The sequence below is a fragment of the Hymenobacter cellulosilyticus genome (assembly GCF_022919215.1).
Taxonomy (GTDB): domain Bacteria; phylum Bacteroidota; class Bacteroidia; order Cytophagales; family Hymenobacteraceae; genus Hymenobacter; species Hymenobacter cellulosilyticus.
The window spans coordinates 2,421,002-2,442,468 of the sequence record NZ_CP095046.1 but is presented as its reverse complement, the minus strand read 5'-3'; the positions used below and the strand labels follow the sequence as shown (position 1 = coordinate 2,442,468).

The window sequence follows — 21,467 nt, the reverse complement described above, 5'->3', positions numbered from 1 at the left end:
ACCAGGCCGGAATAAAGGAAGGTTTACCTTCGCCGGATATTTGTTTATCCCGAAATCTATATGGCCTTTTTACTCAAGCTAAAACACTGGCAATTGTTCCTGCTTACCTGGGGCTTGTCCCTGGTGGCAAACATCAGCTCCTTCGTCAACTTCCGGCTATTCCTCTCCATCTTCCCCTTGGTCATGCTGCTTTTCGTGGTCGGCGTTCTAGGGTGGTACTGGGCCATTGCTACCACCTTATTCAAACTGCTACCCGCCGGAGTAAAGCTGAACCTACGGCGGTTTAAAGTCGTATTGGCCCTGCCCGTGGTATACATCCTGTTTATTCTGGGCTACTTTGCTTTGTCATTCCTGATGCCGGATCGGCTTGGTGGGGCTTTGGTGCTGGCTATAATGTGGATCATCATTCCGCTGCATCTGCTTTCCATGGCCGGCATCTTTTACGGTCTGCGCTTTGCGGCCAAAGTGCTCAAGTCGGTGGAGCTGCAGCGCGAGGCACACTTCGGTGACTATGCCGCCGAGTTTTTTCTGCTGTGGTTTTCCATCATTGGCGTCTGGATTGTGCAGCCCCGCCTCAACCAGCTGGTGCGCGAGGTGCCGCAGGAGTAGCCAGCAGCCTGTTCCCCGAGTATTGAGTCACATATGCGGCAGAAGCTTTCTGCGTTAAGCCACGCGGCAGACATTACTTCGGCCGATTACCAACTCTAGTATGCCTACCATTCCCGAGTTAGTAGCCCAGGAACTAGCCGACCCACGTTTCGGAGTTACCCAACAGTTTCTAGCTATTCACCACATCAGCTACGAAGCCGGGCAGCCCCTGATTCGGCGCATTACCACCACCGAGGACGGTGGCCACGTAGCCTACCTAGCCGTCGAAAACCAACGATTCTACTTTGCGCTGTACTTTGCCCCGGAAGCCAACGAAGTACGATGGGTTGGTACGGAGGCCTTCCATAGCCTCTCTCTACGGGCAACCTCTTCTATCCTAAGCTCAGCTGAGTTGGCCGCCCTGACCCGCCTTTTGCCTACCGCACAGTGGAATAAGGGCGACCTGCGGCGGGTGGGCGGGGCCCGGCAGCCGGCCAGTGGGCTCGACTTTACCTTGCCTTCCGCCCCGACACTTTTAACAACCAGCTCGACCAGTTCCTGAGCTTTCTGGAGCAGGATGCTGCCGGCATCACAACTCTGGCCGCCCAGACCGAATGCGTCCTGTGCGTTGCCTCCTATTTTCATAATGGCAATTCCATGCTCGGCGGGTATCATCTGGACGCATCAACCCTGAAGCGTCTCAGCAACCTAAGCCTGTCTATCGACTTTGACCTGTATGCTGTGGGGGAAAAGTGGGAAGATTAACTAGGCAAGCAGGCCCATTGCTCTGTTTCCGCCCGCAGCCGGCTCCAGCCGGTTCTTATCCCGGCTGCTTACCGGAAACTCGACACCAAATTATGCACCGGCCTTTTGCTCTCTGTCTCTGGTAATTGCTGCCGAAGGGCCGTATTTTCCGAGACTATGAAGCGACTATTCTACTGCAGCGTAGCCGCTCTTGCTGGCAGCTGCGCCCAGCCTGCGCAGCCCATCGGGTCCCTACGGTTCTACGATTTCAACCTCGAAGTCACGATTCTCCAACCCGCGGGCAGCCTGCAGCAGCGCTTTATCCTGGCCAACCTGCGCCCCGAGCACGCCGCCCAGCAGGTTGGCTGGCAACCCGGCCAGCTTCAGCCCTACACCCTGCACGTAGTCAGGTACGTGGCCTCCACCGATTCGCACCGCCGCCGGCGCAAGCTGGCCGACCCGCGCGACACCGTCCGGATTACGCTTCGCCGCGGGCAGATGGACACGCTCTACGCCCTGACCACGGCCGTCTTTGCTCAGCCTGTGCCTCACAATCTGGCTCCTGACCACCACCCCGCGCCCGGCCCCGACGATATTTCTGCTACCGTAGACTTCAACCTGGGCCCGCACGGCAACCGCTACAAAGTGCACCTGCCCGCGGCCACTCATAACTTCGCCCTGCACGCCTACCTCAAGCGTGTGCTGGCCCAGTACAAGCGCAGTCACCCGCCGATAACTTAACCCTGTACTGGGAATTACGAATTGCCGCCGGAGCGCTACCTTGAGGTTTCACTACTATAGATACACCCATGACTATTGAATACATCCGCTACCGTATTGCCGCCGAGCAGCAGCCCGCCTTTGTGCAAGCTATTCATAGCGCCAACGAGCTGCTGGCTCAGGCCCCCGACTGCCTCAGCTACCAGCTCAGCCACTGCCAGGAAGTCCCCGAGCTATTCATCTGGCGCATCGAGTGGACGTCGGTGGATTCACACCTCAATGGCTTCCGCAAAAGCCCGGCTTTCGGCGCGTTCTTTCAATTGGTGAAGCCGTTTTACCAGAGCATTCAGGAAATGAACCACTACGCGGTGGTGGAGTAAACAGTGATAATAACTGTGAGCCTCATTGTATGGCATTATATTACAGCTTATACAAGGATACTTTTACAGTTACAATGAGAGAAATAAAGACAGTATTAATTGGTGCAAGCCTATACTTCACGGGCTGCAATATTGCTGACCAGGAACTACACTTTAAACCGCCTGTTCAGATTAACCCAGCTACTTATCAAACCCTTATGATACGTTTTAAGCTAAATCACCTTGGACCAGCGCCAAGCTACTGGGGTGGTTTGATGCCATCATATCCTATAGCTGATGCATTCAGTTCACATGAAGAGTGCATCGAATCATCGTGGCCGAATAAAGGAATGATGTCAGGATGCTCTAAAATCTTGGTTAAGAAAGACACCTTGTATTCATTAATAAACACGAGAGAGGAACTACAACAAACCTATGCACCGATAACTAGTAAGTCAGAGGCGCTCAGTTATGCTAGTATATATTTTGAGTACTTCCCTATCACAACCTCGTCCTTTTTTGAGGAGTCTTTTTTCTATAGGAGAGAAAAAATAATATCCAGAGCTGATAGCCTAGAAAAATATTTCATTGTGCATCTATATGACCAGAAAGTCTTTGGTTGTGGCCCCCATCCCTACTACTATTCACTTATTAAAGTATTTGCAGATGGAAGTGTGCAAGAACTACAAAAGAACGAAGCCTTTCGGGACCCCAAAAAGGATGACTGGTGTATAGACTAGAACCAGTGCCGCTTACAAGCAGCTAACACAACGTCCTTCCAATAACCCCACCGCCTGCTCCCGCGTCTAACCGGACACTACCACACTGTCCGCCCTGCCGCTCATGAGTCTTTGGGAAATTATTCGCCGCCTGTATACCTACGTGCTGCCTTACCGCCGCCTAGTTATCAGCACGCTGCTGCTGACGCTGGTAGGGTCGTTGGCGGCTCAGGTCAACCCGTTTGTGCTGCGCTACACCGTGGACACGGTGCAGGGGCTGCTCAACCGTAACCTCGGCCTGGCCCAGGGCCTGAACCTGCTGCTGTGGGTGAGCGGGCTGCTGCTGGGCAAGGAAGTCATCAACACCTTTATCCAGTTCGGGCAGAAGTTCTACGGGGAGAAAATCCGCATCAACGTGTCGAGCACCCTGTCCCAGGATGCCATTCACAAGCTGCTGAGCTACGAGCTGGGCTTTTACTCCGACAGTGGCAACCAGGCCGGCAAGCTCCAGACCCGCATTGACCGGGGCGTGGAAAGCCTGATGAAGCTGGTGCAGAACTTCTTTATCGACATCCTGCCCCTGTTTGCCAACTCCATTGTGGCCCTGGTAATCATGTTTATGGCCAACGTGTACGTAGGCCTGGTGGCCATCTGCATTCTGCCCGTCTACTTCTGGATCAGCTACCGGCAGGCCGACAAGCTCAATGGCACGCGCCGGGCCTTGCGCGGGCTGCGGGAAGCCAAAAGCCAGGGCCTGGTGAATCTAATTGACTCGGCCGTAGTCATCAAGAGCTTCGTGCGCGAAGACTACGAGGAGCAGAAACAGGCTCAGGTACAGCAGAATTTGCAGGAAGCCCAGCTGGCCACGCGCAAAACCAACTTCCTCTACGACGGCCTCAAAACCTTTGTCGAGCAGGTGGGTGTGGTGCTCATCATCATCCTGACGGCTTACCTCGTGCTCGACCGGCAGATCAGCATCGGGGCCATTATGTTCCACATCCTGCTCTTCAACAACGTGTCGGCCCCCATCCGGCAGCTGCACCGCATCTACGACGAGATGAACGAGGCCCTGACCTACTCCGAAGGCTTCTTCGACATCCTCGACGCCGACGATGCCCGCGAGAAAACCGGCCCCATCCAGCCCCACGAGGTTCGCGGCACTTTCGACATCTGCAACGTGGATTTCACCTACCCCAGCGGCACCCAGGCCCTGCACGACGTGTGCCTGACCATCGAAGAAGGCAAAACCACTGCCCTGGTGGGCCTTAGCGGGGCCGGTAAAAGCACCATCATCAACCTGCTCTGCAAGTTCTACGAACCCGACCACGGCAAAATGCTGCTCGACGGCAAGCCCCTGGCCGACTACGACACCCACGCCCTGCGGCAGCGCATCGGGCTGGTGCTCCAGAAAAATCACATCTTCAAGGGCACCATCGAGGAAAACATCCGCTACGGGGTGATGGACGCCACCCTGGAGCAAATCCAGGCCGCCGCCAAGCAGGCCTACCTCCACGAGCAGATTCTGGAGCTGCCCAAGGGCTACCAGAGCGACGCCCAGCAACTCAGCGGGGGCCAGCAGCAGCGCATTGCCATTGCCCGGCTGTTCCTGAAAAACCCGCCCATCATCTTCCTCGACGAGCCCACCGCCTCCCTCGACGCCATTGCCACCGAGCAAATCAAGAACTCGCTGGACGCCATCAAGCAGGGCCGCACGGTGGTCATCATCTCCCACAGCCTGGCCCAAATCGTGGACTCCGACTGCATCTACGTCATGAAGCAGGGTCGCATGGTGGAAAGCGGCACCCACGAACAGCTCTACGACAAGCGCGGCACATACCGCGAGATTTTCGACGCCTCGGCCCGGAGTTTGAATATCGAGAAGCTGGCCCGGGTGATGGTCGATGATGAGGATGAGGTCGGGGATACGGCCGCGTAGTATATTCACTTATTATGCTTAGCTAGCTTGGTATCTCCACTTTAAACTTCACACTTAATGACTGAAGAGCACCTGAAATTCTTAATCAGCATATGGGGAGCTTCAATTGCCACTATACTTGCTGCTATTAAAGTTGTAGAGTTCTTACGTGAAAGAATAAGCATCAAGATCAAAGCTAACTTGATCTTTGCTCCGAGTAATACAGAAGGCAAATCCAAAGGCACTCTAATACAAGTAGAGGGCAGAGGGGCACAGGAAGTTTTATTGAGTGTTTCTATTGTAAACACTGGACGAAGACCGATTCAAATCACTGCTATAGTGGTTGAGGAAAACAGTGGTAGTTCCATTCAGATCATACCTCAAGAACTACCCGCAGTATTAGCCCCACTAACTTCGGTAGTTACTACAATACAGAAAGAGTGGATAGATGGCATTCCAGTTAAAGAATTTGGAGTCCTCGACGCATTGGGCAATATGCACACACTAAAGAGAGAGGATTTAATCAACTTAGTCCAAGCTTCAAATTCATATCCTTCTAATAGGAAGCAATATCGAAACAAAGATTCAGGTGAGATAGTCACTGCATTCCAAGGGTTAGATAAATCAGTGATTATAAACGCTCCCAAAAAGTTATAGCATAAGGCACGCCTACACTTAAGCAGCTGTACTGCGAATTGAGCCATACCTCCCCTGCAGTCACTCAGAGTAGCCGAGCCACAACGCCCCCGGGCACTTCTCCCCGCCGTTCTGCGTATCTTCCGTAGCTAACCGTTACTGCCATGATCCGACTCACGCTTAATCTCCCCGATGAAGTAGCACAGCGAGCCCAGGCTTACGCCCGGGAAACTGGCCGCAGCCTGGAAGATATCTTTGCCGCCTACCTGCAACAGCTGAAACCGGATCCTGCGGCCCTGCCCGAACTGCCGCCGGCCCTAGCCCGCTTAAAGGGAGCAGTGCAACTCCCGCCCGATGCAGACTATAAAACCATTCTGGCGGAGGAACTTCAGAAACGGTTCGGGCAATGAAACAGTGGTTTCTGGATACTAACGTTGTCGTAGACTTTCTGGCCAACCGGCAGCCATTTGTGCAGGAAGCAGAAGTATTGTTTCGGCTGGCCTATGCCCGACGGGTGCAGCTATATGTGGCTAGCTTATCATTCAGCCATATGTTTTATCTACTCCGTCGCACCCACGGAGCTGAAGTTACCCGCCAGCTGCTGACCGATCTGCTCCCCATTGTGCAAGTATTGTCAGTAGACGCTTCCACCGTGCAGCAGGCCCTAGCCGCTGGCTTTCCGGATTTCGAGGACGCCTTGCAGTATTTCGCCGCTACGGCCGTGCCCTCTATTACAGCCATCGTTACCCGCGACCCGAAAGGCTTCCGCGCTAGCGCCTTACCTATCCTGACGCCCGCCGAGGCTGTGGCGCAGGCCATAGCAGACAGCTAAAAAATAAACCCGCCCTGCCCGCTTGCCTAACCCCAGTTCCTCAATACCTTACACCCGGTCCGTACTCGACGGTCCGGGCTATTTTATTTTCTTATCTACCTTCTTTTTATGTCCGCTTACCAGAGTTATTTCGACAACTTTTTCGCGACCCTGCCCATGTCGCGCACCAACTTTAAAGCCCTGGGCACGGCTACCCATTTGGCCGTGAAGCAGGCTGACCTCGGCGCCGAGTTCAGCGCCCACCTCACGGCCCTGCAAGCCGCCCTCGACGGCTTCGACGAGAACCTGACCGGCGCCGATGAATCCACGGCCGGCGACACGGAGGGCTTTCGGGCGGCTCGCACACAGTGGCTGGAGTTCGTGGATGATGCCATGAAGGACCACGTGACGCCCCGGCTGCGCAAGCTGCCTGCCTACGCCAACTTCCGCAAGTACAGCAAGAGCAAGCTCGCGGTCCTGGAGCAGGCCGACTTGCTCCAGGATTCCAAGTTGCTGCTCGACCTCTATACCGCCCACGCCAGCGACCTGGGCCAGCCCGGCCTGCCGGCCGCCGCCCGGGCCGCCTACCAGCAGCTGGTAAATGCCCAGGAAAGCCGCGGCATCGCCGACGCGGCCAAGTCCCAGGCCCGCGTGGCCCTCTCGGCCGACTGGCTGAAGCTGGCCCAGGCCCTGCGCCGCCTCAAAGCCCAACTGGAGCTGCGCTTCGAGGACCCCAAGGAGGTGTACCGCTTCTTTGATTTCGGGAAAACCTACAACGCCGGCCGAAAAGCAGCCAAGAAAGCCCGCCAAGCCGCCGAGGCTCCAACTGAGTAGGCTGCTGCTTACGCCGGAGCCCGACCTTGAACCAGCAAAAGCCGTCCTTGCCTTGGCAGGGGCGGCTTTTGTACTTGTGGTAGGGCTTGTCGCCTTGACTGGAGGCACTTTTGCAACTGCAGAAGCCTGTGTCGTCTTGACCAGAGGCACATTTACAGTTGCAAAAGCCCGTGTTGTCTTGGCCAGAGACATTTTTGCAGTTGTAGTGGGCCGCCTCGTCAAGGCGACATAAGCTTTTGTAATTTGGGAAACGGCTCTGGCCGAGGCAACACGGGGGTTCGGGTTTATCTTGCTGGCTATCTACCGCACTAACCTCTCTACTGCTGCTTTCTATGGGTGAGATAAATAGCATACGGCTCTCTGAGCCGCTGGAGGGCACTGACTTTAAGCCGGCACTGGACCGATTTGGACGGGTGCTCCAACGGATAGGTGCCCCGATGGATGAGGTGTACCATATGTTCGATGCCTTTACGTGGACTGTCAACGATATTGGCTGGGTATTCTCAGCCGAGCACGTATCGGAATTTGTTCCACCCGGCTTTACAATTCCCCTCTACTTAACACTAGACGGGATGGCACCTGAAATGGGGAACGTAGTCGGTAACTGGCTGACCTGTGACTTGTATACCGATACCCACCGGCTGCTCGGACCGGGCTATTTCTACCACGACCAAGCTCAGCGGCTCGTCGAATACGTAGCGCATGAGCTGCGGCGGGAGTTTCCGCAGGCAGCCGTATACTTCGTGGACGAGGTGCAGCTCGGAGATTTTGACGCAGCCCGGCAGCCCGACCGCACTAAGCTGTGGGAGTTCGAGTACGCCTTGCTTCCGCCTAGCCTGTACGATACCTACGCCACGGTGCCCGCCACCCACGCTACGGCCTTGCACGAGCAGCATTTGGAAGCCTAGTACCAGGGCCGGTGGCCGAAACCGCCGCTCGGAGGCGCAGAATAACGCTTACAGTTGTGCACCTGCACCGTTATTTCGGATATACTCCTCATTATCCAATCTATCTTTCAGCTTCATTATTTCCCATTCCCAATATGCAAGCAGGGTTATCTTTTGGCGTAAGCACGCTCCTGTTTTTAGCTATTACCGCCTGTGGCAACCTGTATGAAAAAGCCGAGTTGCCCAACCATCTAGTAATTGTAGAATATCCAAGTCAGGATGAGTATTCCTTATGCTACCGAGTGGGTGAAGGGGACTATATCCCGATTAAAGGTGTGAATACCCGGTGCGTATATACAACCACAGCCTACGTTCTTCTGAAAAACGACATAACCATCAACACCAAAGTCAGCTTGGCCTATTATCTATTTCCCCTTGATAAAGCCACGCCGCAGGAAGTTGACGACGGCCTGATTGGCCCCCTCGACCAAGACTCCCTCCGGCATTACCTGAGTGCGGCGCAAGTAGCCGGGGCCCGCAAGCACTGCTTTTAAGCTCGAAAAGGCCCAGCCCCCACGCGAGCCGCTACCTTACGGCCGCAGCGGTTACTTTAGTGCCCGCAGAAACCAACCAGAAACCGATGGGCTACGCAGCCGTGGTGCAATGCACGTGTTACCGGGATGGCAAAACGACGGAGCCGCCGCACAAAGCGTACGTGCACGCGGCCCCCGATGGGCTCTACCTGGACTTGGATGGCCTGAGCCTGGATGCGCGGACTCGCCAAGCGTGGGAAGATGAATTTGACGAGTGGCGGGACCGGCGGGCCTGCCCCCACCCCGATATGACTTACGTCTATGAGTACCTGCAGACTATGTCGGGAATGGGCACTTTCCGCTCGACGCTGGCCCGGCTCGATGCCGCTCAGCGGTTTCCGGTGCTCGAGGCGCATCTACCCCGGGGCAGTGGGGGCACCTTTCCGGCCGAACTCGCCGCCACGGTTCTGCAGGAAATTCAGCTGCTCGAACAGGAGCCTACCCCGGAAAGCATCGTCCGGCTCACGGAAGGCGCTTCCGGGCAGCTCGTGACCTCCGTAGCCGCTGATGAGCGGTGCGTGCTGCACTTTTCCAGCCACAGCCCCAACTACGCCCTGGACGCGGGTGGCTTCTTCCTATTTCTGGATAAAAAGCGGAGTTTCTTTGCCCCGCGCAGCCAGGTCGTGTTCCGGTCCACGCACTTCCGGCAAACCCGCCAGGGCCCCGACAGCTTCCTCTTCACCGACCTGGCTACCGACCACTCCTACCCGGGGCCGGTGGGGCTGCGGCTGGCCGAGGGCCAAGTCAGCGGCCTGGAGCATACATTTACCGTGGACATCCAGCCCGTGCTCGTAGGTACCCAGCATGCCTATATCCTGACGGCCCTGAAGCGGATTCTGGCTGCTTCGCTGGAAACCGGCAACCCGGTGCTGTGGCGGTAAGGCGTGGGTAATGATAGCCCTACGCGGCTACCATTTTTCTACCGGGCCGGGTATCAGGTTCGCCCGAAAACCGGGACCTTAGCCGGGTATTTTACACTCACTTATGAAAGCTGGATTATGGGCGCTGCTGGCCGGGGCCGGGCTGTTGGCCCTGCCCGTGGCGGGCTACTTCTACCTGCGCGGCCTGCCCTGCGAAACCTGCGCGCACGACAGTGCGGCGCCTTACCTACAGCAGCTCGAAGCCCAACGTTTAGCGCAAACCGGTGCTGACCCTGAGCATTACCAGGCCGCCGTTCGGCAGGAAGACCGCCAGCACAAGCGGTTTCCCCCTACGCCGCCCGCATATGCCCTCGTTCATGTCGACCGCCGCTTCACGGCGCCGCAACGGCTTGGCCCAGCCCAGCTGCAGCAGCTGCTGCGGGTGCTCAACGACTCGGCTTCCTACCAGTGGGGTGAAATCGGCACGCCGTACTTTGACCGGGTTATTACCTTTCACTCGGCAGCGGGGGCCTGTATCGGCGTCACCGAGCTCAGCTACGACAGCCAGACGTATTCCACCCCGCGCCTAGCCAGAATGAAGTGGGGCGAATTGCAAGAGCAGGCGCTCCAGCAAATCCTGCAAACCCTGCACGACCCCGCGGCCATTACCGAGCCCGCGCTGCGCCCCTGAAAAGTAGTTTCCAATACCGTAGCCCCATCCCTATCTTTCCGGTCGGCTCAATCCCTGCCGCCCACTATCCCCTCTCGTATGCCCCACTTATTCCGCCGTTCTTCCGCAAAGAAGCCTCTGGCCGCCCGATTCGCCTTCCTCTTGTTCGCGCTCTTGCTAGCTACCAATGGCTACGGCCAGCACTTGTTTCCCGAGAAGTTTAAGGGCTGCATTACCGACCATTTTACGTTAGAAAAGGATACCGTAACGGCCAAAACCGATACCCAGGCCTTGCTGGCGCTGGTTACTTCGGCCCTGAGCGAGGCCGAGGTAAAGAGTATACGGGGGGCCTTGTTGCTGCAGATCCTCGTCGACACGGGCGGCAACTCCTGCCTGCTCAGCGTGGAGAACAAGACCAACGTTAAAACCAAGAAGCTCCGGCTCAAGGAAAGCATCGACAGCCAGCTCCGTTGGGACAAACCCGCCAAAAAAGTGGCAGCGGTGGTGCTGCTCCAGTTTACCAACGGCTCCGTGACGATGAAACGGCTGGGTATGGATGGCAATATGGGCGTCCAAGAGCTGCGGCCGTAAGTTTGCACCAGCAGCTCAATAACCCAGAAGCCCATCCATGGAAGCACGCGTTCTTACCACGCCGATAGAGCAGTTCAAAAGACCCGTCGTGGCGGGGCTCGACTACCGCATTCGCCCGCACCAGCTGGTTATTTACTACCACAGCAACGGCGGCAAGGACATTGACTACGATATCATCTTCGAGCAGCCCCGCGGATTTAAGTGCCTGGATGAGGGGGATATGGTTACTTACTGGGAAAGCCGCCTGCTGGTTGACAACTGGCTTTTCGAGATTCTAGGTGGGGGTTGGCTGGATAGGGAGGATGCGCAGGGCGGGTTTAGCTCCAAAGCCCTGGGGTTCCGGGAGTTTCTGATTACCGGAGTTGATGACTGCATCTCCGTTCTGAGCAACGAGGAGCCCATCATCGTAAAAAGGCAAAATCCGGTCGTAAATGCCTCTTTGCTGCTCCAAAGCCGCCCAGCTGATCTGGGTGCCAAGTAACACCGGCGCCCGGGTAGCAACTACCACTGAGTTTCTGAAACTGGTGGAGCGCCAGACCAACCGCGAAACCCGAAGCTGACTGCTTGCGCGCCTAAGTAGCTGAGGGCCGTAGCGTAAGCCTTTCGGAACAAACCTTTCTTCGTTTGGGTGGTAGAACCTAGCCGGGCACCGTGCACATGAGCAGGGCGGCCTGAACCTCCAATTGAAGAAACACCATGAGTAACATAGCCTTAGTTGTCGGTGCCAGTGGCATTATTGGCAGCAACCTCTGCCAGGAGCTGCTGGCCCACGGCTGGACCACGTACGGCCTGGCCCGCAACCCGGGCGGCGCCGAGTCCGGGGTGCGCCCCATAGCCGCCGATTTGCTCGACCCGGCCGGCCTGCAAACCGCCCTGGCCGAGGTGCAGCCCACCCACGTGTTTATTACCAGCTGGCTGCGGCAGGACACGGAAACCGAGAATATCCGCGTAAACGGGGGCATGGTGCGCAACCTGCTCGACGCGCTTTCGCCCAAAAGCAGCGTGCAGCACGTGGCCCTGGTGACGGGTCTCAAGCACTATCTCGGGCCGTTTGATGCCTATGCCAAAAGCGGCACCCTGCCCCTGACGCCCGTGCGCGAAGAACACCCCCGCCTGCCCCTCGACAACTTCTACTACGCCCAGGAAGACGAGGTATACGCCGCTGCCGCCCGCGACGGATTCGGCTGGAGCATTCACCGGCCCCACACCATCATTGGCAAGGCCGTGGGCAACCAGATGAACATGGGCGTGACGCTGGCCGCGTACGCCACCATCTGCAAGGAAACCGGCCGCAAGTTTCAGTTTCCGGGCTCGGAGGCCCAGTGGAACGGCCTTTCCGACGTGACCGATGCCCGCATCATTGCCAAACAGCTGCGCTGGGCCGCTACCACCGAGGCCGCCCGCAACGAGGCCTTTAACATCGTGAATGGGGACGTGTTTCGTTGGAGCTGGCTCTGGGGCCGTCTGGCCGACTGGTTTGGCGTCGAAGCTGCTGGCTTTGATGGTACAGTGCGCCCCCTGGAGGCCGAGCTGGCGAATGACGCGGACCTGTGGCGCAGCATAGCCGAGCGCCACGGCCTGGCCGAGCCTAACCTGGACCGCCTGGCCTCGGCCTGGCACACCGACCTGGACCTGGGCCGCCCCATCGAAGTAATGACCGATATGGCCAAGAGCCGCAAGCTGGGCTTTCTGGAATACCAGTCGACTGAGGACTCCTTCTTCGACCTTTTTGCGCAGCTGAGCCAGGACCGGCTGATTCCCTAATCGTTCTTTTCTTGCCCGCGTGCCACCCAAGAAAAGCCGCTACACGCTCCCCTTCTGCTGGGAACTGTAGCGGCTTTTCCTTGCCTAGCTGCGTACCCAAGATTTCACCCCACGTTCTGTTATGACCCTCGATTTGACCGGAATTCACACCAAAGCAGCCCTGCACCAGCTTTTCAAGGAGGCCCTGGGCTTTCCCGAATGGTACGGTCCGAGCTGGGATGCTTTCTGGGACTCGGCCATAGCCATTGTGGAGATGCCCGAGGAGCTTGTTCTGGAAAACTGGCAGGAATTTGCCGAGCACTGCCCCCGGGATATGGAGATTCTGCGGCGGGTAATTCAGGATTACGCCGAGGAAATGGCGCCGAAACAGATTCGGCTGGCCTAAACAGGAGGCAAGTACAGAAGTGGGTACCTGTTATACATACCGGAAACTATATACTGGATATATGCTAGCTTCGCCGGTCCTTTCGGCGGCTTTGGGCCGCCTTGCATCTTCTTTCCAGTTGCCTTCCCGATGAAAAACGTTCTTGTTATATGGCCTGCTCTTGTTCTGCTAACGGCCTGTCACAGCCAACCCACTGAACCGGCTCAGAGCACCAACGCCCCGGCCGTAGGTGCTCCGCCGGCAGCCCCGGCCCCTGCTGACGATGCGGAACAGGCCCGGCAGTGGCTTAAGACCAGCATCGAGGAGAACTTCAACACGGAAAATCGGTTTGAGGAAAACATCGACGACGATAATCCCCGCAGCATTTACACCCGCCAGTATCGGGAATACAAGACGGATGCTCTGCAGCTGGAATTCGCGGAAACCGACGAGGAGGAAAAAGCTTTTCAGCGCAAGTGGGCCGGCCGCTACGATACCCGCTACGTGGGCACTGGCGGCTTCCTGATGGTGCCGGGCCAGGATTTTGGCAAAATCAAGGTGACGCACTGCCAGCTCAAGGAGCGCACCAAGGACCAGGGCTTCCTCTTCGCCGTAACTACCCGGGACCTCACCTACAAGAATGACTCGAAGGGTGATATCAAGGTTATCCGGACCCCGCAGGGCTACAAGATTGACGACATCCGGGAATACTAACCTCTGGCTTCATGGCCCCGCGCTCCTACGGCACCCTGCTGGCTGAACAGGTAGCCGATGCCTTAAGCGCGGGCCGGAGCCTGGTACCGTACCACCGCGACTACTGCGGGCTGGGCCTGGCCTGCGTCGGCGGCACGTATGTGTACGCCGAGATATGGGACGGGCAACTGCAGGGCCTCAACACCCAGGACGAGCGGCCGGCCTTTGCCTTGCACTTTCCTACCCGCACCGAATTCGTGCAGTGGCTTAGCCAGCAGTCGGATGCCACGCTGAGCCGCCGGGAGCTGGCCGATTCCTTTTACTGGGACAATCAGACTATTACCCGGCAGCGGCTGCGCCAGTTTGTGGCCGCGGAGTAAAGGTCGGGGGCAGCTACCTGGCGAGGCTTTAAGGTTTATTACGGGTATTTCATGGGTGTTTGGGCGGGCACGCCGTAAACTCAACCAATGCAGCGCGGATTTACCGCGCCCCGGCGGTTGTGCTGCCGGCAAGTACCTGTCTTTATGAAAAATTTCACTGTTGAACGCCTGTCTTTCGAAACCCTCAGCGCCCTGCCCGGCTCCTGGACCAACCAGGATTATCTGGAACTGCTGGGCCTGCTGGAGTTCGACGAGGCCAGCGAGATAGAGCCCGCCGAGCTCAAGGCCATGTGCCTGATGGCTCTCACCGACCTAGAGCCCACCGAAGCGGCCCAGCTGGTGCTCAATTACCTGTTTGAAGACCAGCTTACCCAGGGTCAGTTGGAGAACCTGGCCCACCAGATGCTGACTGAAAAGCTCTGGGAAGAAAACCCGCAGCTGCACCAGCACGAAGGCTTTTTCAAGGCGACCCAGCTTTTGTACGAAGCCTACAACGGCAAATTTCCCCGCGCCGAAGCCGTCCAGTTTCAGGTGCAGCTGACCGCCGATGAGGCCGACGACCTGACCCTGTTTGCCACCCAGCCCGAAGCCCCATTGCTGCGCCTGCTGGCCCCGGGCATGCCCGACAACACCTTGCTCAAGCGCCTCTTCAGCGACCAGCTGGCTAGCAACAGCTTTGCCGAGGCGCCCTACATTATCTGGCAGCTGCGAACCATTCGCCAGCAAGAATCTACCCTGGTGCTGGAAGTAGTGGGCTCAGCCTACTGGCTCGACGATTTCAAGTATGCCGATACTTACACAGCCACCACCCAGGCTGATGTAGTAGTGGAAGCAGAAATCAGCTAAGCCATTCCAGCGCAAACGGCACAACGGGCGTCATTCGGCAAAAGCTGGATGACGCCCGTTGCGTTGTGGGCTACGTACTGGCAAAGAGGGCGGATAGGTGCGGCCACTATTGCTCTGAAGCCGCGTATGTATCGGGCAGGGCAGTTTGGCGTACCAGTCCTTGGTAAACAGGACTAGTGATGACAAAATTAAAATCCGACCTGCCGAACCTTGCCGATGGCCGCTGCCCCTGGGCCGGACACAGCGAGCTGCTCGGTGATTTTCACGACCACGAGTGGGGCGAGCCGGTGGCCGAGGCTTCTATTCTGTTCGAGTACCTCGTGCTGCATACTTTCCAGCTGGGCTTCGACTTTCCGGTAGTGCTTAAGCGCCGGGAAGGGTTTCGGGAGCTGCTGGCCAACTTCGAGCCCGAGCGGATTGCCCGCTTCACCGAGGACGACATTGCCGAAATGCTCCTGAATCCGCGCATTCTGCGCAACCGCCGCAAGCTGGAGGCCACCGTGCAGAATGCCCAGGCCTGGCTACGGCTGCGCGCCGAAGTAGGCGGCGAGGCCGGGCTGCTGCCGTTTTTCTACCAGTACGTGGGCGGCCGGCCCGTCGACAACCGGCGCAGTGCCACCAACCCCGTGCCCCTGACCACGCCCGCAAGTGAGGCCATGAGCAAGGACCTGAAACGGCGCGGCTTCGTGATGACCGGCCCCATGACCTGCTACAACATTCTGCAAACGGCCGGCCTGGTAAACGACCACCTGCTCAGCTGTCCCCGGCACGCCGAGTGCGCGGCTCTAGCCGCGCAGCTCTGAGCGTGGCGCGCCTGCTTGAGCGGCCGGCCCGCTAAGCACTAGCCCTGCTTTTTCTGACAGCAGCCCGGGAAACCGTTTTAGAAGAATACCTCCGCCCGCAGCCGCCGTATAAACGCCTGATAAACCAGGGTTTCCGTCCGAATGACTCATCTACCAACCACCTAACCCGTCTGACCCCGATGAAAAAGGCCTGCTTTTCTACCATGATTAATGCGCCCAAAGACAAAGTGTGGAACGTGCTCTGGAACGCTCAGACCTACCCCACCTGGGCCAGTGTATTTAGCCCCGGCTCCCGGGCCGAGTCCGACTGGCAGGAAGGCAGCACGGTGGTATTCAGCTCGGCCGACGGCGGCGGAATGTACAGCCGCATTGCCCGCAGCGTGCCTCACGAGCTTATCACCTTCGAGCATTTAGGCGAAGTAAAAAACGGGCAGCAGCAACCCTTCGGACAGGAGCACCAGAACTGGACCAACGCCACTGAAACGTACACGCTGCGGCAAATTGGTAACACCACGGAGCTGACCGTGGAAATGGACGTAGCCGAAGACCACCAGGCGTACTTTGCCGAAACCTTCCCCGAGGCCCTGGAAAAAGTGAAGGAATTGGCAGAGGCCTAAGCCTAGCGGCGAGGAGTATCTTCCATTTGGAAACATTCTCTTAACACTGCAGTCACATTCAGGTAACAGGTAATGCCGCACTTTGCGCCAGCATTATCTTTTCATGAAGAAACTGTTAACCGCCCTGCTGTTTGGAGTTGCCACTACAGCCCACGCTCAAGCTCCCGATTCGGTGCGCCAGGCCCCACCCGCCCCGAAAAAGTGGTATGAAGGCTTTACCATCCGGGGCTACGTGCAAGCCCGCTACAACCGGCTGCTGGAAACCAATTCGGCCCTGCAGTGCGAGCAGTGCGACAGGTCTTGGGGCGAAAACGGCGGCTTTTCGTTGCGCCGAATCCGAATTATCTTCTTCGGGCAGCTCAACGAACGTATCTACTTCTACCTCCAGCCCGACTTTGCCAGCACCCTTAGCGGCAACACAACCCTGAACGTGGGCCTGCTGCGCGACGCCTACATGGACCTGGGCCTGGACAAAGCCAGCCGGTTTCGGGTGCGCGTGGGGCAAAGCAAAGTGCCCTACGGCTTCGAGAATATGCAGTCCAGCCAGAACCGCCTGGCCCTGGACCGTAACGACGCCCTCAACAGTGCCCTTTCCAACGAGCGGGACCTGGGTGCCTTTCTCTACTGGGCCCCTACCACCGTGCGGCAGCGGTTCAGCAAGCTGGTTAAGGATGGCCTGAAGGGCTCCGGCGACTACGGCGTGGTGGGGCTGGGCGTGTTCAACGGGCAAACGGCCAACCGGCCCGAGCTCAATAACCAGCGCCACGTGGTAGCCCGCGTATCCTACCCGCTCTTAATTGGCAACCAGATAATTGAGCCCGCCGTGCAGGCCTACACCGGGCACTACGTGGTGGCCAAGGACCAGCTTTCCAGCGGCGTCAAGCACCGGCCTGACCTGAGCTACCCTGACCAGCGCCTGGCGGCTACGTTTGTGCTGTACCCGCAGCCATTTGGGGTGCAGGCCGAATACAACGTAGGCCGCGGCCCAGAATTCAATCCCGCCACTGACAGCATCGAAACCCAGCGCCTGCACGGCGGCTACCTTCTGCTGAACCTGCGCCTGCAGCACGGGCAGCAGCAGTTTTACCCTTTCCTGCGGGTGCAGTACTACGACGGCGGCAAAAAACACGAGCGCGACGCCCGCAGCTACACCGTGCGCGAAGCCGAGCTGGGCGTCGAGTGGCAGCCCTATCCCAGCTTTGAGTTGGTAACCATGTATACGTTGTCGTCGCGCCGCTTCGAGGATTTCCAGCGCCCCGACAACCGGCAGCGGGGCGGCTTGCTCCGCCTGCAAGCTCAGCTCAACTTTTAAGCTGCCCAGGGTTGCCCACAGAGGTCTTATCCCCTACTTTGGCCCTCTAACCTACTCCGGGAGGCTTCGAATGCTAAACAAATACAAGCTCGTGTGGCTGGGCCTGCTGGCCATTGGCTACGGCGTGGTGAAGCTGTGGCTGCTGGCTTCCTATTCCGATGCAGTCCTGGCCCCGCTCCGGCAGCTGGAGCCCCAAACGGCCGCGTCCCTCCGGCTGCTTCCGGCCGGTACCCCAGTGCTGGTGGAAGGCCGCATCAGCCGCGTGACGCCCCAGCGCTACGGCACCTTGGTAGCCTACGTACGGAGCACCGCCGAGCGATATTCCGACAAGCAGGAACCCATTTGGCTGGAAGACGACTGGGTGTCGCCGGCCCTGCTGCTGGAAGTAGGTAGCCAGACGATGCCCATAGAACCCGGCTACGCCCTGCGCAACACCACCATTCAAAAGCTCACCAAGCGCAACAGCTACAGCGGCTTCGACCGGGGCAGCCAGGTTTTCGCCGTGGGCACCATCAGTCGGGCCGGGGCCATCAAGGCCGAAACCGTGTACGGCGGCAAGCGGGATGCGTATCTGTTCAAGCAAACCGGGGAGAAATGGGTGGGCTACGCCGGGGCCCTGTTTGTGCTGGTCCTCGGCCTGGGCCTGCTCGGGGTGGAAGTGGTGCTGGGCCGCAACCGCCGCTAAGGCTTTATCGACTCAGGCGGCAAAGCTTATACGCACGTTTTAACCATCACCTTCCACCTTCTCTTAATGAGCGGCGAAACCGACCTCACCCAATTGCTGCGCACCATGCAGCCCATCCGGCAGCCCGGCACCTACGTCTTTTGCACCGTGGCTTCCCTCACCGGCCTCGACCTGACCGACTGCCTAAGTACGTTTCGAGAAACCGAGGGCATCACCCTCATTCTGCCCCAGGCCACGGCCGACCGGCTAGGCCTAACGTATTCATACGTGGCGGCCTGGCTTACCCTAACGGTTCATTCTTCTCTGGCCGCCGTAGGACTCACAGCCGCTTTTGCCCAGGCCTTGGCCCGGCAGCAAATCAGTTGCAACGTAGTAGCGGCCTACTACCACGACCATATTTTCGTGGCCAAAAACGAAGCCGGCCAGGCCCTGGCAGTGCTGCAGAACCTGGCCGCTACCGGCACTTCCGATTTGTAGAACAGAGGCTTACTTAGACCGTGGGCGGATTGCGTACCCCGGATGGGGCCCCGCCGGCCAGCTGCGTTACCATGTCGTCGAGGATGTCCTTGCCGTAGCCGATGCGGTTGGCGTATTCCATGCACAGGCCGTATTCACGCGGGTCAATCTGCCCGTCCTGCAGCATCATCTGCACCAGCGTTTGTAGCTCCAAGGTGCGCTGCAGCCCATCGGCCGGCACAATAAAGCTCAGGATAGCCAGGTTGTCGGCAATGGGCTGCACTTCTTCGGACTTCAGCCCCAGTCGGTTGCCAATCTGGAGCAGTAGTTGGCTTTCCTGCTCGTCGAGCTGTCCGTCGGCAGCCGCTACCAGTACCAGGTTTTGGAAGAAGGCCAGTTTCTTTTGCGGGGTATTCAGAACCTCCTGCAGGTCGTGTGTGCTTTGCATGGCGAATGAGTTGGGTGGTGAGTAGGCAGCTCGTAGGGGGCGGCCCGATTATTTTTAAATTCTTCCGCCACCCTTTAGTGGTGAAACGGACAGGCAGAGGTTTGCACGGCCGTGGGGGCCGGCTGGCCAGTGATGCGCACGTGCCGCATAAGAAAGCCGCTGGCAGGCAGCGTGGGCATGCGCGTGAGGTCGTAGCGCAGGTCCTGGGCTGGTACGTCGTAGGTAATACCGTCGTTGAGAAAAGTCACGGCTTGCTTCAGGGCTTCAATCGTAATCCACTCCCCGGCGCAGCGGTGGCCACTGTAGTGCCCGCCGCCCTGCGGAATAAAGTCGTACGGGCTGATGGGCCGGTTGCGGAAACGGTCGGGCCAGAAAACGTTGGGCTCGGGCCACAGCCGCGGGTCGTGATTGAGACCATACACGTCGAGCAGGACCAGCGTGCCTTTTTTAAAGTCGCAGCCCCGCCAGGTGAAATCCTCCCGAACCCGGGCGCCCAGAAACGGGGCGAAGGGAAAGTCGCGCCGCACTTCCTGCACGAAATACTCGGTGTAGTCGTCGCTGGCAGTACGCAGCAGTCCTTTGTAGGCCGGATATTCGTGCAGGGCCACGGCGGCAAAGGTGATGTAGGTAGCAATAGCCACGATGGGCCGGACCACGTTGATAAGCTCAATGGCGGCCATCCGGGCCGAAAGCAGGTCTCCGTCGGCGTCGCGCAGCCCGGCCATTACGTGGGCCGGCGAGTCTGCTGCCACGTGCAGCTTACCCTTGCGAATCTTCTTGATAACACCCTCTATCCAGTCCTCGGTGCGGGTGCGGGCCCGTTTGCCGCGCCAGTGCCGGGGCCCGGCCCCGCCAAAGGCATCAACCATGGCCCAAAAATCCTGGGCCCGGTGGCGGGCGTCTTTCTCGGGCAGGGGCACATTGGCCCAGGCACAGGCGGCCCGGCACAACACTTCCAGGACCTCATTGAAGAGCACAATCTGCTGCTGGCCCGTCCAATGCTCCGCCGCGGCCTGCCACTCCCGGGCCAGCTGCTGCATCAGCGTCTGCCGGCTCTGAGGTGTCATCAAAGACATAAAAGCGTCTTTGCGGCAGCGGTGTTCATTTCCGTCTTTGGTTTGCACGGCGTCCTGGCCCATGAGCGTGGTTTGGATGCGGCGTGGCACGGCTCCCGTCCGGACGAAGCGGGCCGGTTCGTAAAACAGCTGGGCTGCTTCGGGGCCGTGCAGGCAAATGGCCCGCTGCCCCATCAGGCGAATCTGGAAAATATCGGAGTGCAGGCCGCGGACGCGGTTCCAGATAAAAGGAAAACCTTCGCGCACCACGTCCAGGGTGCTGTCCAGGCTAGAGTCCCGGGGTATCGTTTGCATAGCGTTTTGGGGTAAGGCAAGCGCACGTAATGACTCCAGCGTAGCGCTGGGCTACGGTTGAGTTTAGCCCTGTAGGAAGTGGCAAGGCCCTTTTTCATACGCTCTCCCCGCCCCAGGGATACACCCGGCGCGCGGCAAAAGCAGCCACCGTGGAGCTACTCGTCAGCCACAGCCCAGCTTCATTACCTGCTTTTGATCTGGCTGAAGGCCTGTTTTTAGGTGGAAGAAAGAATAGCGAACCATCTGGCCTTAGCAGCGGGAAAGTATCTTGCGCCTATGATTAGCTCTTCTGCCCATACAGTGCCCGCCGCCCAGATCGACCCGCTGCTAACCTTCGTGCGCGCCATTGGCCTGCAGGTGCGCGAGGCTTCTCTCCTGGGCCAGGAAACGTTTCTACCCGGCCTGCTTATCGACAAAGGCACGCTGGTCGTGGACCGGGAACGGCTGCTCTACCCCGGCGACATTCTGCACGAGGCCGGCCACATTGCCCTAACGCCTGCCGCCGAGCGTCATTTGCTGAGTGCCAACATTACTGAAAACAACCCCGAGAAGGAAGGCGAAGAGCTGGGCGTACTGGCCTGGACTTACGCCGCCGCCCTAGCCCTAGCCCTGCCCGCCGAAGTTGTGTTTCACCCCCAGGGCTACAAAAACCAGAGCGAGTGGCTGATTGAACACTTCCGCACCGGCGGCACCATGGGCCTGCCCCTGCTGGTCTGGATGGGTCTGACTACTAACGCCGAGTTTCCCCGCATGGCGCGGTGGCTACGCGAGTAGCCATACCTGATAAACTTAAAAACCCGCT

Annotated in this window: 30 protein-coding genes; 28 read left to right on the top strand and 2 right to left on the bottom strand. The window is 58.3% G+C overall.

Going from position 1 to position 21,467, the window contains the following annotated elements:
* Positions 1 to 60: 60 nt before the first annotated feature.
* From MUN79_RS11905 to MUN79_RS11780, 27 genes are all read left to right on the top strand, one after another.
* On the top strand, positions 61 to 609 hold the full coding sequence (locus MUN79_RS11905) for a hypothetical protein (protein WP_244677855.1): 549 nt from the start codon (positions 61 to 63) through the stop codon (positions 607 to 609).
* Positions 610 to 709: 100 nt separating this feature from the next.
* The gene (locus MUN79_RS11900; RefSeq protein WP_244677854.1) at positions 710 to 1,150 is read left to right on the top strand and encodes a hypothetical protein; all 441 of its coding nucleotides are present in this window, start codon (positions 710 to 712) and stop codon (positions 1,148 to 1,150) included.
* A complete protein-coding gene (locus MUN79_RS31825; protein ID WP_511177086.1) occupies positions 1,147 to 1,353 on the top strand; it encodes a DUF4279 domain-containing protein in 207 nt (68 codons plus the stop codon). The genes MUN79_RS11900 and MUN79_RS31825 overlap by 4 nt, the downstream gene beginning before the upstream one ends.
* A gap of 156 nt (positions 1,354 to 1,509) precedes the next feature.
* Complete coding sequence (locus tag MUN79_RS11895) at positions 1,510 to 2,073, top strand: hypothetical protein (RefSeq protein WP_244677853.1); 564 nt, start codon at positions 1,510 to 1,512, stop codon at positions 2,071 to 2,073.
* A 68-nt stretch (positions 2,074 to 2,141) separates the two neighbouring features.
* Positions 2,142 to 2,432 (top strand): putative quinol monooxygenase, encoded by a 291-nt coding sequence (locus MUN79_RS11890; RefSeq protein WP_244677852.1) that lies wholly within the window; start codon positions 2,142 to 2,144, stop codon positions 2,430 to 2,432.
* 29 nt (positions 2,433 to 2,461) lie between these two features.
* A complete protein-coding gene (locus MUN79_RS11885; protein ID WP_244677851.1) occupies positions 2,462 to 3,151 on the top strand; it encodes a hypothetical protein in 690 nt (229 codons plus the stop codon).
* Positions 3,152 to 3,254: 103 nt separating this feature from the next.
* Positions 3,255 to 5,066, top strand: a complete 1,812-nt coding sequence (locus MUN79_RS11880; protein ID WP_244677850.1) for an ABC transporter ATP-binding protein — start codon at positions 3,255 to 3,257, stop codon at positions 5,064 to 5,066.
* 57 nt (positions 5,067 to 5,123) lie between these two features.
* Positions 5,124 to 5,702 (top strand): hypothetical protein, encoded by a 579-nt coding sequence (locus tag MUN79_RS11875; RefSeq protein WP_244677849.1) that lies wholly within the window; start codon positions 5,124 to 5,126, stop codon positions 5,700 to 5,702.
* 143 nt (positions 5,703 to 5,845) lie between these two features.
* Positions 5,846 to 6,091: a DUF6364 family protein gene (locus tag MUN79_RS11870; protein ID WP_244677848.1), complete on the top strand. Its 246-nt coding sequence runs from the start codon at positions 5,846 to 5,848 to the stop codon at positions 6,089 to 6,091.
* On the top strand, positions 6,088 to 6,513 hold the full coding sequence (locus MUN79_RS11865) for a type II toxin-antitoxin system VapC family toxin (protein WP_244677847.1): 426 nt from the start codon (positions 6,088 to 6,090) through the stop codon (positions 6,511 to 6,513). Before MUN79_RS11870 ends, MUN79_RS11865 begins: the two co-directional genes overlap by 4 nt.
* A gap of 108 nt (positions 6,514 to 6,621) precedes the next feature.
* Positions 6,622 to 7,326 (top strand): hypothetical protein, encoded by a 705-nt coding sequence (locus MUN79_RS11860; protein ID WP_244677846.1) that lies wholly within the window; start codon positions 6,622 to 6,624, stop codon positions 7,324 to 7,326.
* Positions 7,327 to 7,898: 572 nt separating this feature from the next.
* Complete coding sequence (locus MUN79_RS11855) at positions 7,899 to 8,234, top strand: hypothetical protein (protein WP_244677845.1); 336 nt, start codon at positions 7,899 to 7,901, stop codon at positions 8,232 to 8,234.
* A 56-nt stretch (positions 8,235 to 8,290) separates the two neighbouring features.
* Positions 8,291 to 8,767, top strand: a complete 477-nt coding sequence (locus tag MUN79_RS11850; RefSeq protein WP_244677844.1) for a hypothetical protein — start codon at positions 8,291 to 8,293, stop codon at positions 8,765 to 8,767.
* A gap of 86 nt (positions 8,768 to 8,853) precedes the next feature.
* Positions 8,854 to 9,687 carry a hypothetical protein gene (locus MUN79_RS11845; RefSeq protein WP_244677843.1) on the top strand — a complete coding sequence of 278 codons (834 nt, stop codon included), beginning with the start codon at positions 8,854 to 8,856 and terminating at the stop codon, positions 9,685 to 9,687.
* A 103-nt stretch (positions 9,688 to 9,790) separates the two neighbouring features.
* The gene (locus tag MUN79_RS11840; protein ID WP_244677842.1) at positions 9,791 to 10,357 is read left to right on the top strand and encodes a hypothetical protein; all 567 of its coding nucleotides are present in this window, start codon (positions 9,791 to 9,793) and stop codon (positions 10,355 to 10,357) included.
* A 78-nt stretch (positions 10,358 to 10,435) separates the two neighbouring features.
* Positions 10,436 to 10,927, top strand: a complete 492-nt coding sequence (locus MUN79_RS11835; RefSeq protein ID WP_244677841.1) for a hypothetical protein — start codon at positions 10,436 to 10,438, stop codon at positions 10,925 to 10,927.
* A 37-nt stretch (positions 10,928 to 10,964) separates the two neighbouring features.
* Positions 10,965 to 11,408 carry a hypothetical protein gene (locus tag MUN79_RS11830; protein WP_244677840.1) on the top strand — a complete coding sequence of 148 codons (444 nt, stop codon included), beginning with the start codon at positions 10,965 to 10,967 and terminating at the stop codon, positions 11,406 to 11,408.
* Positions 11,409 to 11,623: 215 nt separating this feature from the next.
* Positions 11,624 to 12,691, top strand: coding sequence for an SDR family oxidoreductase (locus MUN79_RS11825; RefSeq protein WP_244677839.1), 1,068 nt, complete (start codon positions 11,624 to 11,626; stop codon positions 12,689 to 12,691).
* A 121-nt stretch (positions 12,692 to 12,812) separates the two neighbouring features.
* Entirely contained in the window at positions 12,813 to 13,076 is a 264-nt protein-coding gene (locus MUN79_RS11820; RefSeq protein WP_244677838.1) for a barstar family protein, read from the top strand.
* A 129-nt stretch (positions 13,077 to 13,205) separates the two neighbouring features.
* Entirely contained in the window at positions 13,206 to 13,769 is a 564-nt protein-coding gene (locus MUN79_RS11815; protein ID WP_244677837.1) for a hypothetical protein, read from the top strand.
* An 11-nt stretch (positions 13,770 to 13,780) separates the two neighbouring features.
* Entirely contained in the window at positions 13,781 to 14,128 is a 348-nt protein-coding gene (locus MUN79_RS11810) for a hypothetical protein (RefSeq protein WP_244677836.1), read from the top strand.
* 144 nt (positions 14,129 to 14,272) lie between these two features.
* Positions 14,273 to 14,974: a hypothetical protein gene (locus tag MUN79_RS11805; protein ID WP_244677835.1), complete on the top strand. Its 702-nt coding sequence runs from the start codon at positions 14,273 to 14,275 to the stop codon at positions 14,972 to 14,974.
* A gap of 179 nt (positions 14,975 to 15,153) precedes the next feature.
* Entirely contained in the window at positions 15,154 to 15,777 is a 624-nt protein-coding gene (locus MUN79_RS11800) for a DNA-3-methyladenine glycosylase I (protein WP_244677834.1), read from the top strand.
* Between the two features lie 179 nt (positions 15,778 to 15,956).
* Positions 15,957 to 16,394: an SRPBCC family protein gene (locus MUN79_RS11795; protein WP_244677833.1), complete on the top strand. Its 438-nt coding sequence runs from the start codon at positions 15,957 to 15,959 to the stop codon at positions 16,392 to 16,394.
* Between the two features lie 103 nt (positions 16,395 to 16,497).
* Entirely contained in the window at positions 16,498 to 17,706 is a 1,209-nt protein-coding gene (locus tag MUN79_RS11790; protein WP_244677832.1) for a porin, read from the top strand.
* 70 nt (positions 17,707 to 17,776) lie between these two features.
* A complete protein-coding gene (locus MUN79_RS11785; RefSeq protein WP_244677831.1) occupies positions 17,777 to 18,391 on the top strand; it encodes a hypothetical protein in 615 nt (204 codons plus the stop codon).
* 66 nt (positions 18,392 to 18,457) lie between these two features.
* Complete coding sequence (locus MUN79_RS11780; protein WP_244677830.1) at positions 18,458 to 18,868, top strand: ACT domain-containing protein; 411 nt, start codon at positions 18,458 to 18,460, stop codon at positions 18,866 to 18,868.
* A 13-nt stretch (positions 18,869 to 18,881) separates the two neighbouring features.
* Here MUN79_RS11780 and MUN79_RS11775 read toward each other — a convergent pair whose 3' ends face one another.
* Together MUN79_RS11775 and MUN79_RS11770 are read right to left on the bottom strand one after the other, a co-directional pair.
* Positions 18,882 to 19,295, bottom strand: a complete 414-nt coding sequence (locus MUN79_RS11775) for a tellurite resistance TerB family protein (RefSeq protein WP_244677829.1) — start codon at positions 19,293 to 19,295, stop codon at positions 18,882 to 18,884.
* Between the two features lie 74 nt (positions 19,296 to 19,369).
* Positions 19,370 to 20,665, bottom strand: coding sequence for a cytochrome P450 (locus MUN79_RS11770; protein ID WP_244677828.1), 1,296 nt, complete (start codon positions 20,663 to 20,665; stop codon positions 19,370 to 19,372).
* Positions 20,666 to 20,941: 276 nt separating this feature from the next.
* Here MUN79_RS11770 and MUN79_RS11765 point away from each other — a divergent pair, with 276 nt between their 5' ends.
* On the top strand, positions 20,942 to 21,439 hold the full coding sequence (locus tag MUN79_RS11765; protein ID WP_244677827.1) for a hypothetical protein: 498 nt from the start codon (positions 20,942 to 20,944) through the stop codon (positions 21,437 to 21,439).
* The last annotated feature ends 28 nt before the right edge of the window (positions 21,440 to 21,467 follow it).

What these genes read in the sequence shown, in the direction of transcription:
- MUN79_RS11770 (WP_244677828.1), bottom strand. Translation starts at nt 20,665, where the DNA reads ATGCAAACGATACCCCGGGACTCTAGCCTGGACAGCACCCTGGACGTG.
- MUN79_RS11895 (WP_244677853.1), top strand. Translation starts at nt 1,510, where the DNA reads ATGAAGCGACTATTCTACTGCAGCGTAGCCGCTCTTGCTGGCAGCTGC.
- MUN79_RS11785 (WP_244677831.1), top strand. Translation starts at nt 17,777, where the DNA reads ATGCTAAACAAATACAAGCTCGTGTGGCTGGGCCTGCTGGCCATTGGC.
- MUN79_RS11860 (WP_244677846.1), top strand. Translation starts at nt 6,622, where the DNA reads ATGTCCGCTTACCAGAGTTATTTCGACAACTTTTTCGCGACCCTGCCC.
- MUN79_RS11865 (WP_244677847.1), top strand. Translation starts at nt 6,088, where the DNA reads ATGAAACAGTGGTTTCTGGATACTAACGTTGTCGTAGACTTTCTGGCC.
- MUN79_RS11765 (WP_244677827.1), top strand. Translation starts at nt 20,942, where the DNA reads ATGATTAGCTCTTCTGCCCATACAGTGCCCGCCGCCCAGATCGACCCG.
- MUN79_RS11830 (WP_244677840.1), top strand. Translation starts at nt 10,965, where the DNA reads ATGGAAGCACGCGTTCTTACCACGCCGATAGAGCAGTTCAAAAGACCC.
- MUN79_RS11775 (WP_244677829.1), bottom strand. Translation starts at nt 19,295, where the DNA reads ATGCAAAGCACACACGACCTGCAGGAGGTTCTGAATACCCCGCAAAAG.
- MUN79_RS11870 (WP_244677848.1), top strand. Translation starts at nt 5,846, where the DNA reads ATGATCCGACTCACGCTTAATCTCCCCGATGAAGTAGCACAGCGAGCC.
- MUN79_RS11820 (WP_244677838.1), top strand. Translation starts at nt 12,813, where the DNA reads ATGACCCTCGATTTGACCGGAATTCACACCAAAGCAGCCCTGCACCAG.
- MUN79_RS11800 (WP_244677834.1), top strand. Translation starts at nt 15,154, where the DNA reads ATGACAAAATTAAAATCCGACCTGCCGAACCTTGCCGATGGCCGCTGC.
- MUN79_RS11840 (WP_244677842.1), top strand. Translation starts at nt 9,791, where the DNA reads ATGAAAGCTGGATTATGGGCGCTGCTGGCCGGGGCCGGGCTGTTGGCC.
- MUN79_RS11835 (WP_244677841.1), top strand. Translation starts at nt 10,436, where the DNA reads ATGCCCCACTTATTCCGCCGTTCTTCCGCAAAGAAGCCTCTGGCCGCC.
- MUN79_RS11780 (WP_244677830.1), top strand. Translation starts at nt 18,458, where the DNA reads ATGAGCGGCGAAACCGACCTCACCCAATTGCTGCGCACCATGCAGCCC.
- MUN79_RS11805 (WP_244677835.1), top strand. Translation starts at nt 14,273, where the DNA reads ATGAAAAATTTCACTGTTGAACGCCTGTCTTTCGAAACCCTCAGCGCC.
- MUN79_RS11885 (WP_244677851.1), top strand. Translation starts at nt 2,462, where the DNA reads ATGGCATTATATTACAGCTTATACAAGGATACTTTTACAGTTACAATG.
- MUN79_RS11790 (WP_244677832.1), top strand. Translation starts at nt 16,498, where the DNA reads ATGAAGAAACTGTTAACCGCCCTGCTGTTTGGAGTTGCCACTACAGCC.
- MUN79_RS11845 (WP_244677843.1), top strand. Translation starts at nt 8,854, where the DNA reads ATGGGCTACGCAGCCGTGGTGCAATGCACGTGTTACCGGGATGGCAAA.
- MUN79_RS11855 (WP_244677845.1), top strand. Translation starts at nt 7,899, where the DNA reads ATGGCACCTGAAATGGGGAACGTAGTCGGTAACTGGCTGACCTGTGAC.
- MUN79_RS11810 (WP_244677836.1), top strand. Translation starts at nt 13,781, where the DNA reads ATGGCCCCGCGCTCCTACGGCACCCTGCTGGCTGAACAGGTAGCCGAT.
- MUN79_RS11905 (WP_244677855.1), top strand. Translation starts at nt 61, where the DNA reads ATGGCCTTTTTACTCAAGCTAAAACACTGGCAATTGTTCCTGCTTACC.
- MUN79_RS11875 (WP_244677849.1), top strand. Translation starts at nt 5,124, where the DNA reads ATGACTGAAGAGCACCTGAAATTCTTAATCAGCATATGGGGAGCTTCA.
- MUN79_RS11900 (WP_244677854.1), top strand. Translation starts at nt 710, where the DNA reads ATGCCTACCATTCCCGAGTTAGTAGCCCAGGAACTAGCCGACCCACGT.
- MUN79_RS11890 (WP_244677852.1), top strand. Translation starts at nt 2,142, where the DNA reads ATGACTATTGAATACATCCGCTACCGTATTGCCGCCGAGCAGCAGCCC.
- MUN79_RS11825 (WP_244677839.1), top strand. Translation starts at nt 11,624, where the DNA reads ATGAGTAACATAGCCTTAGTTGTCGGTGCCAGTGGCATTATTGGCAGC.
- MUN79_RS11795 (WP_244677833.1), top strand. Translation starts at nt 15,957, where the DNA reads ATGAAAAAGGCCTGCTTTTCTACCATGATTAATGCGCCCAAAGACAAA.
- MUN79_RS11880 (WP_244677850.1), top strand. Translation starts at nt 3,255, where the DNA reads ATGAGTCTTTGGGAAATTATTCGCCGCCTGTATACCTACGTGCTGCCT.
- MUN79_RS11815 (WP_244677837.1), top strand. Translation starts at nt 13,206, where the DNA reads ATGAAAAACGTTCTTGTTATATGGCCTGCTCTTGTTCTGCTAACGGCC.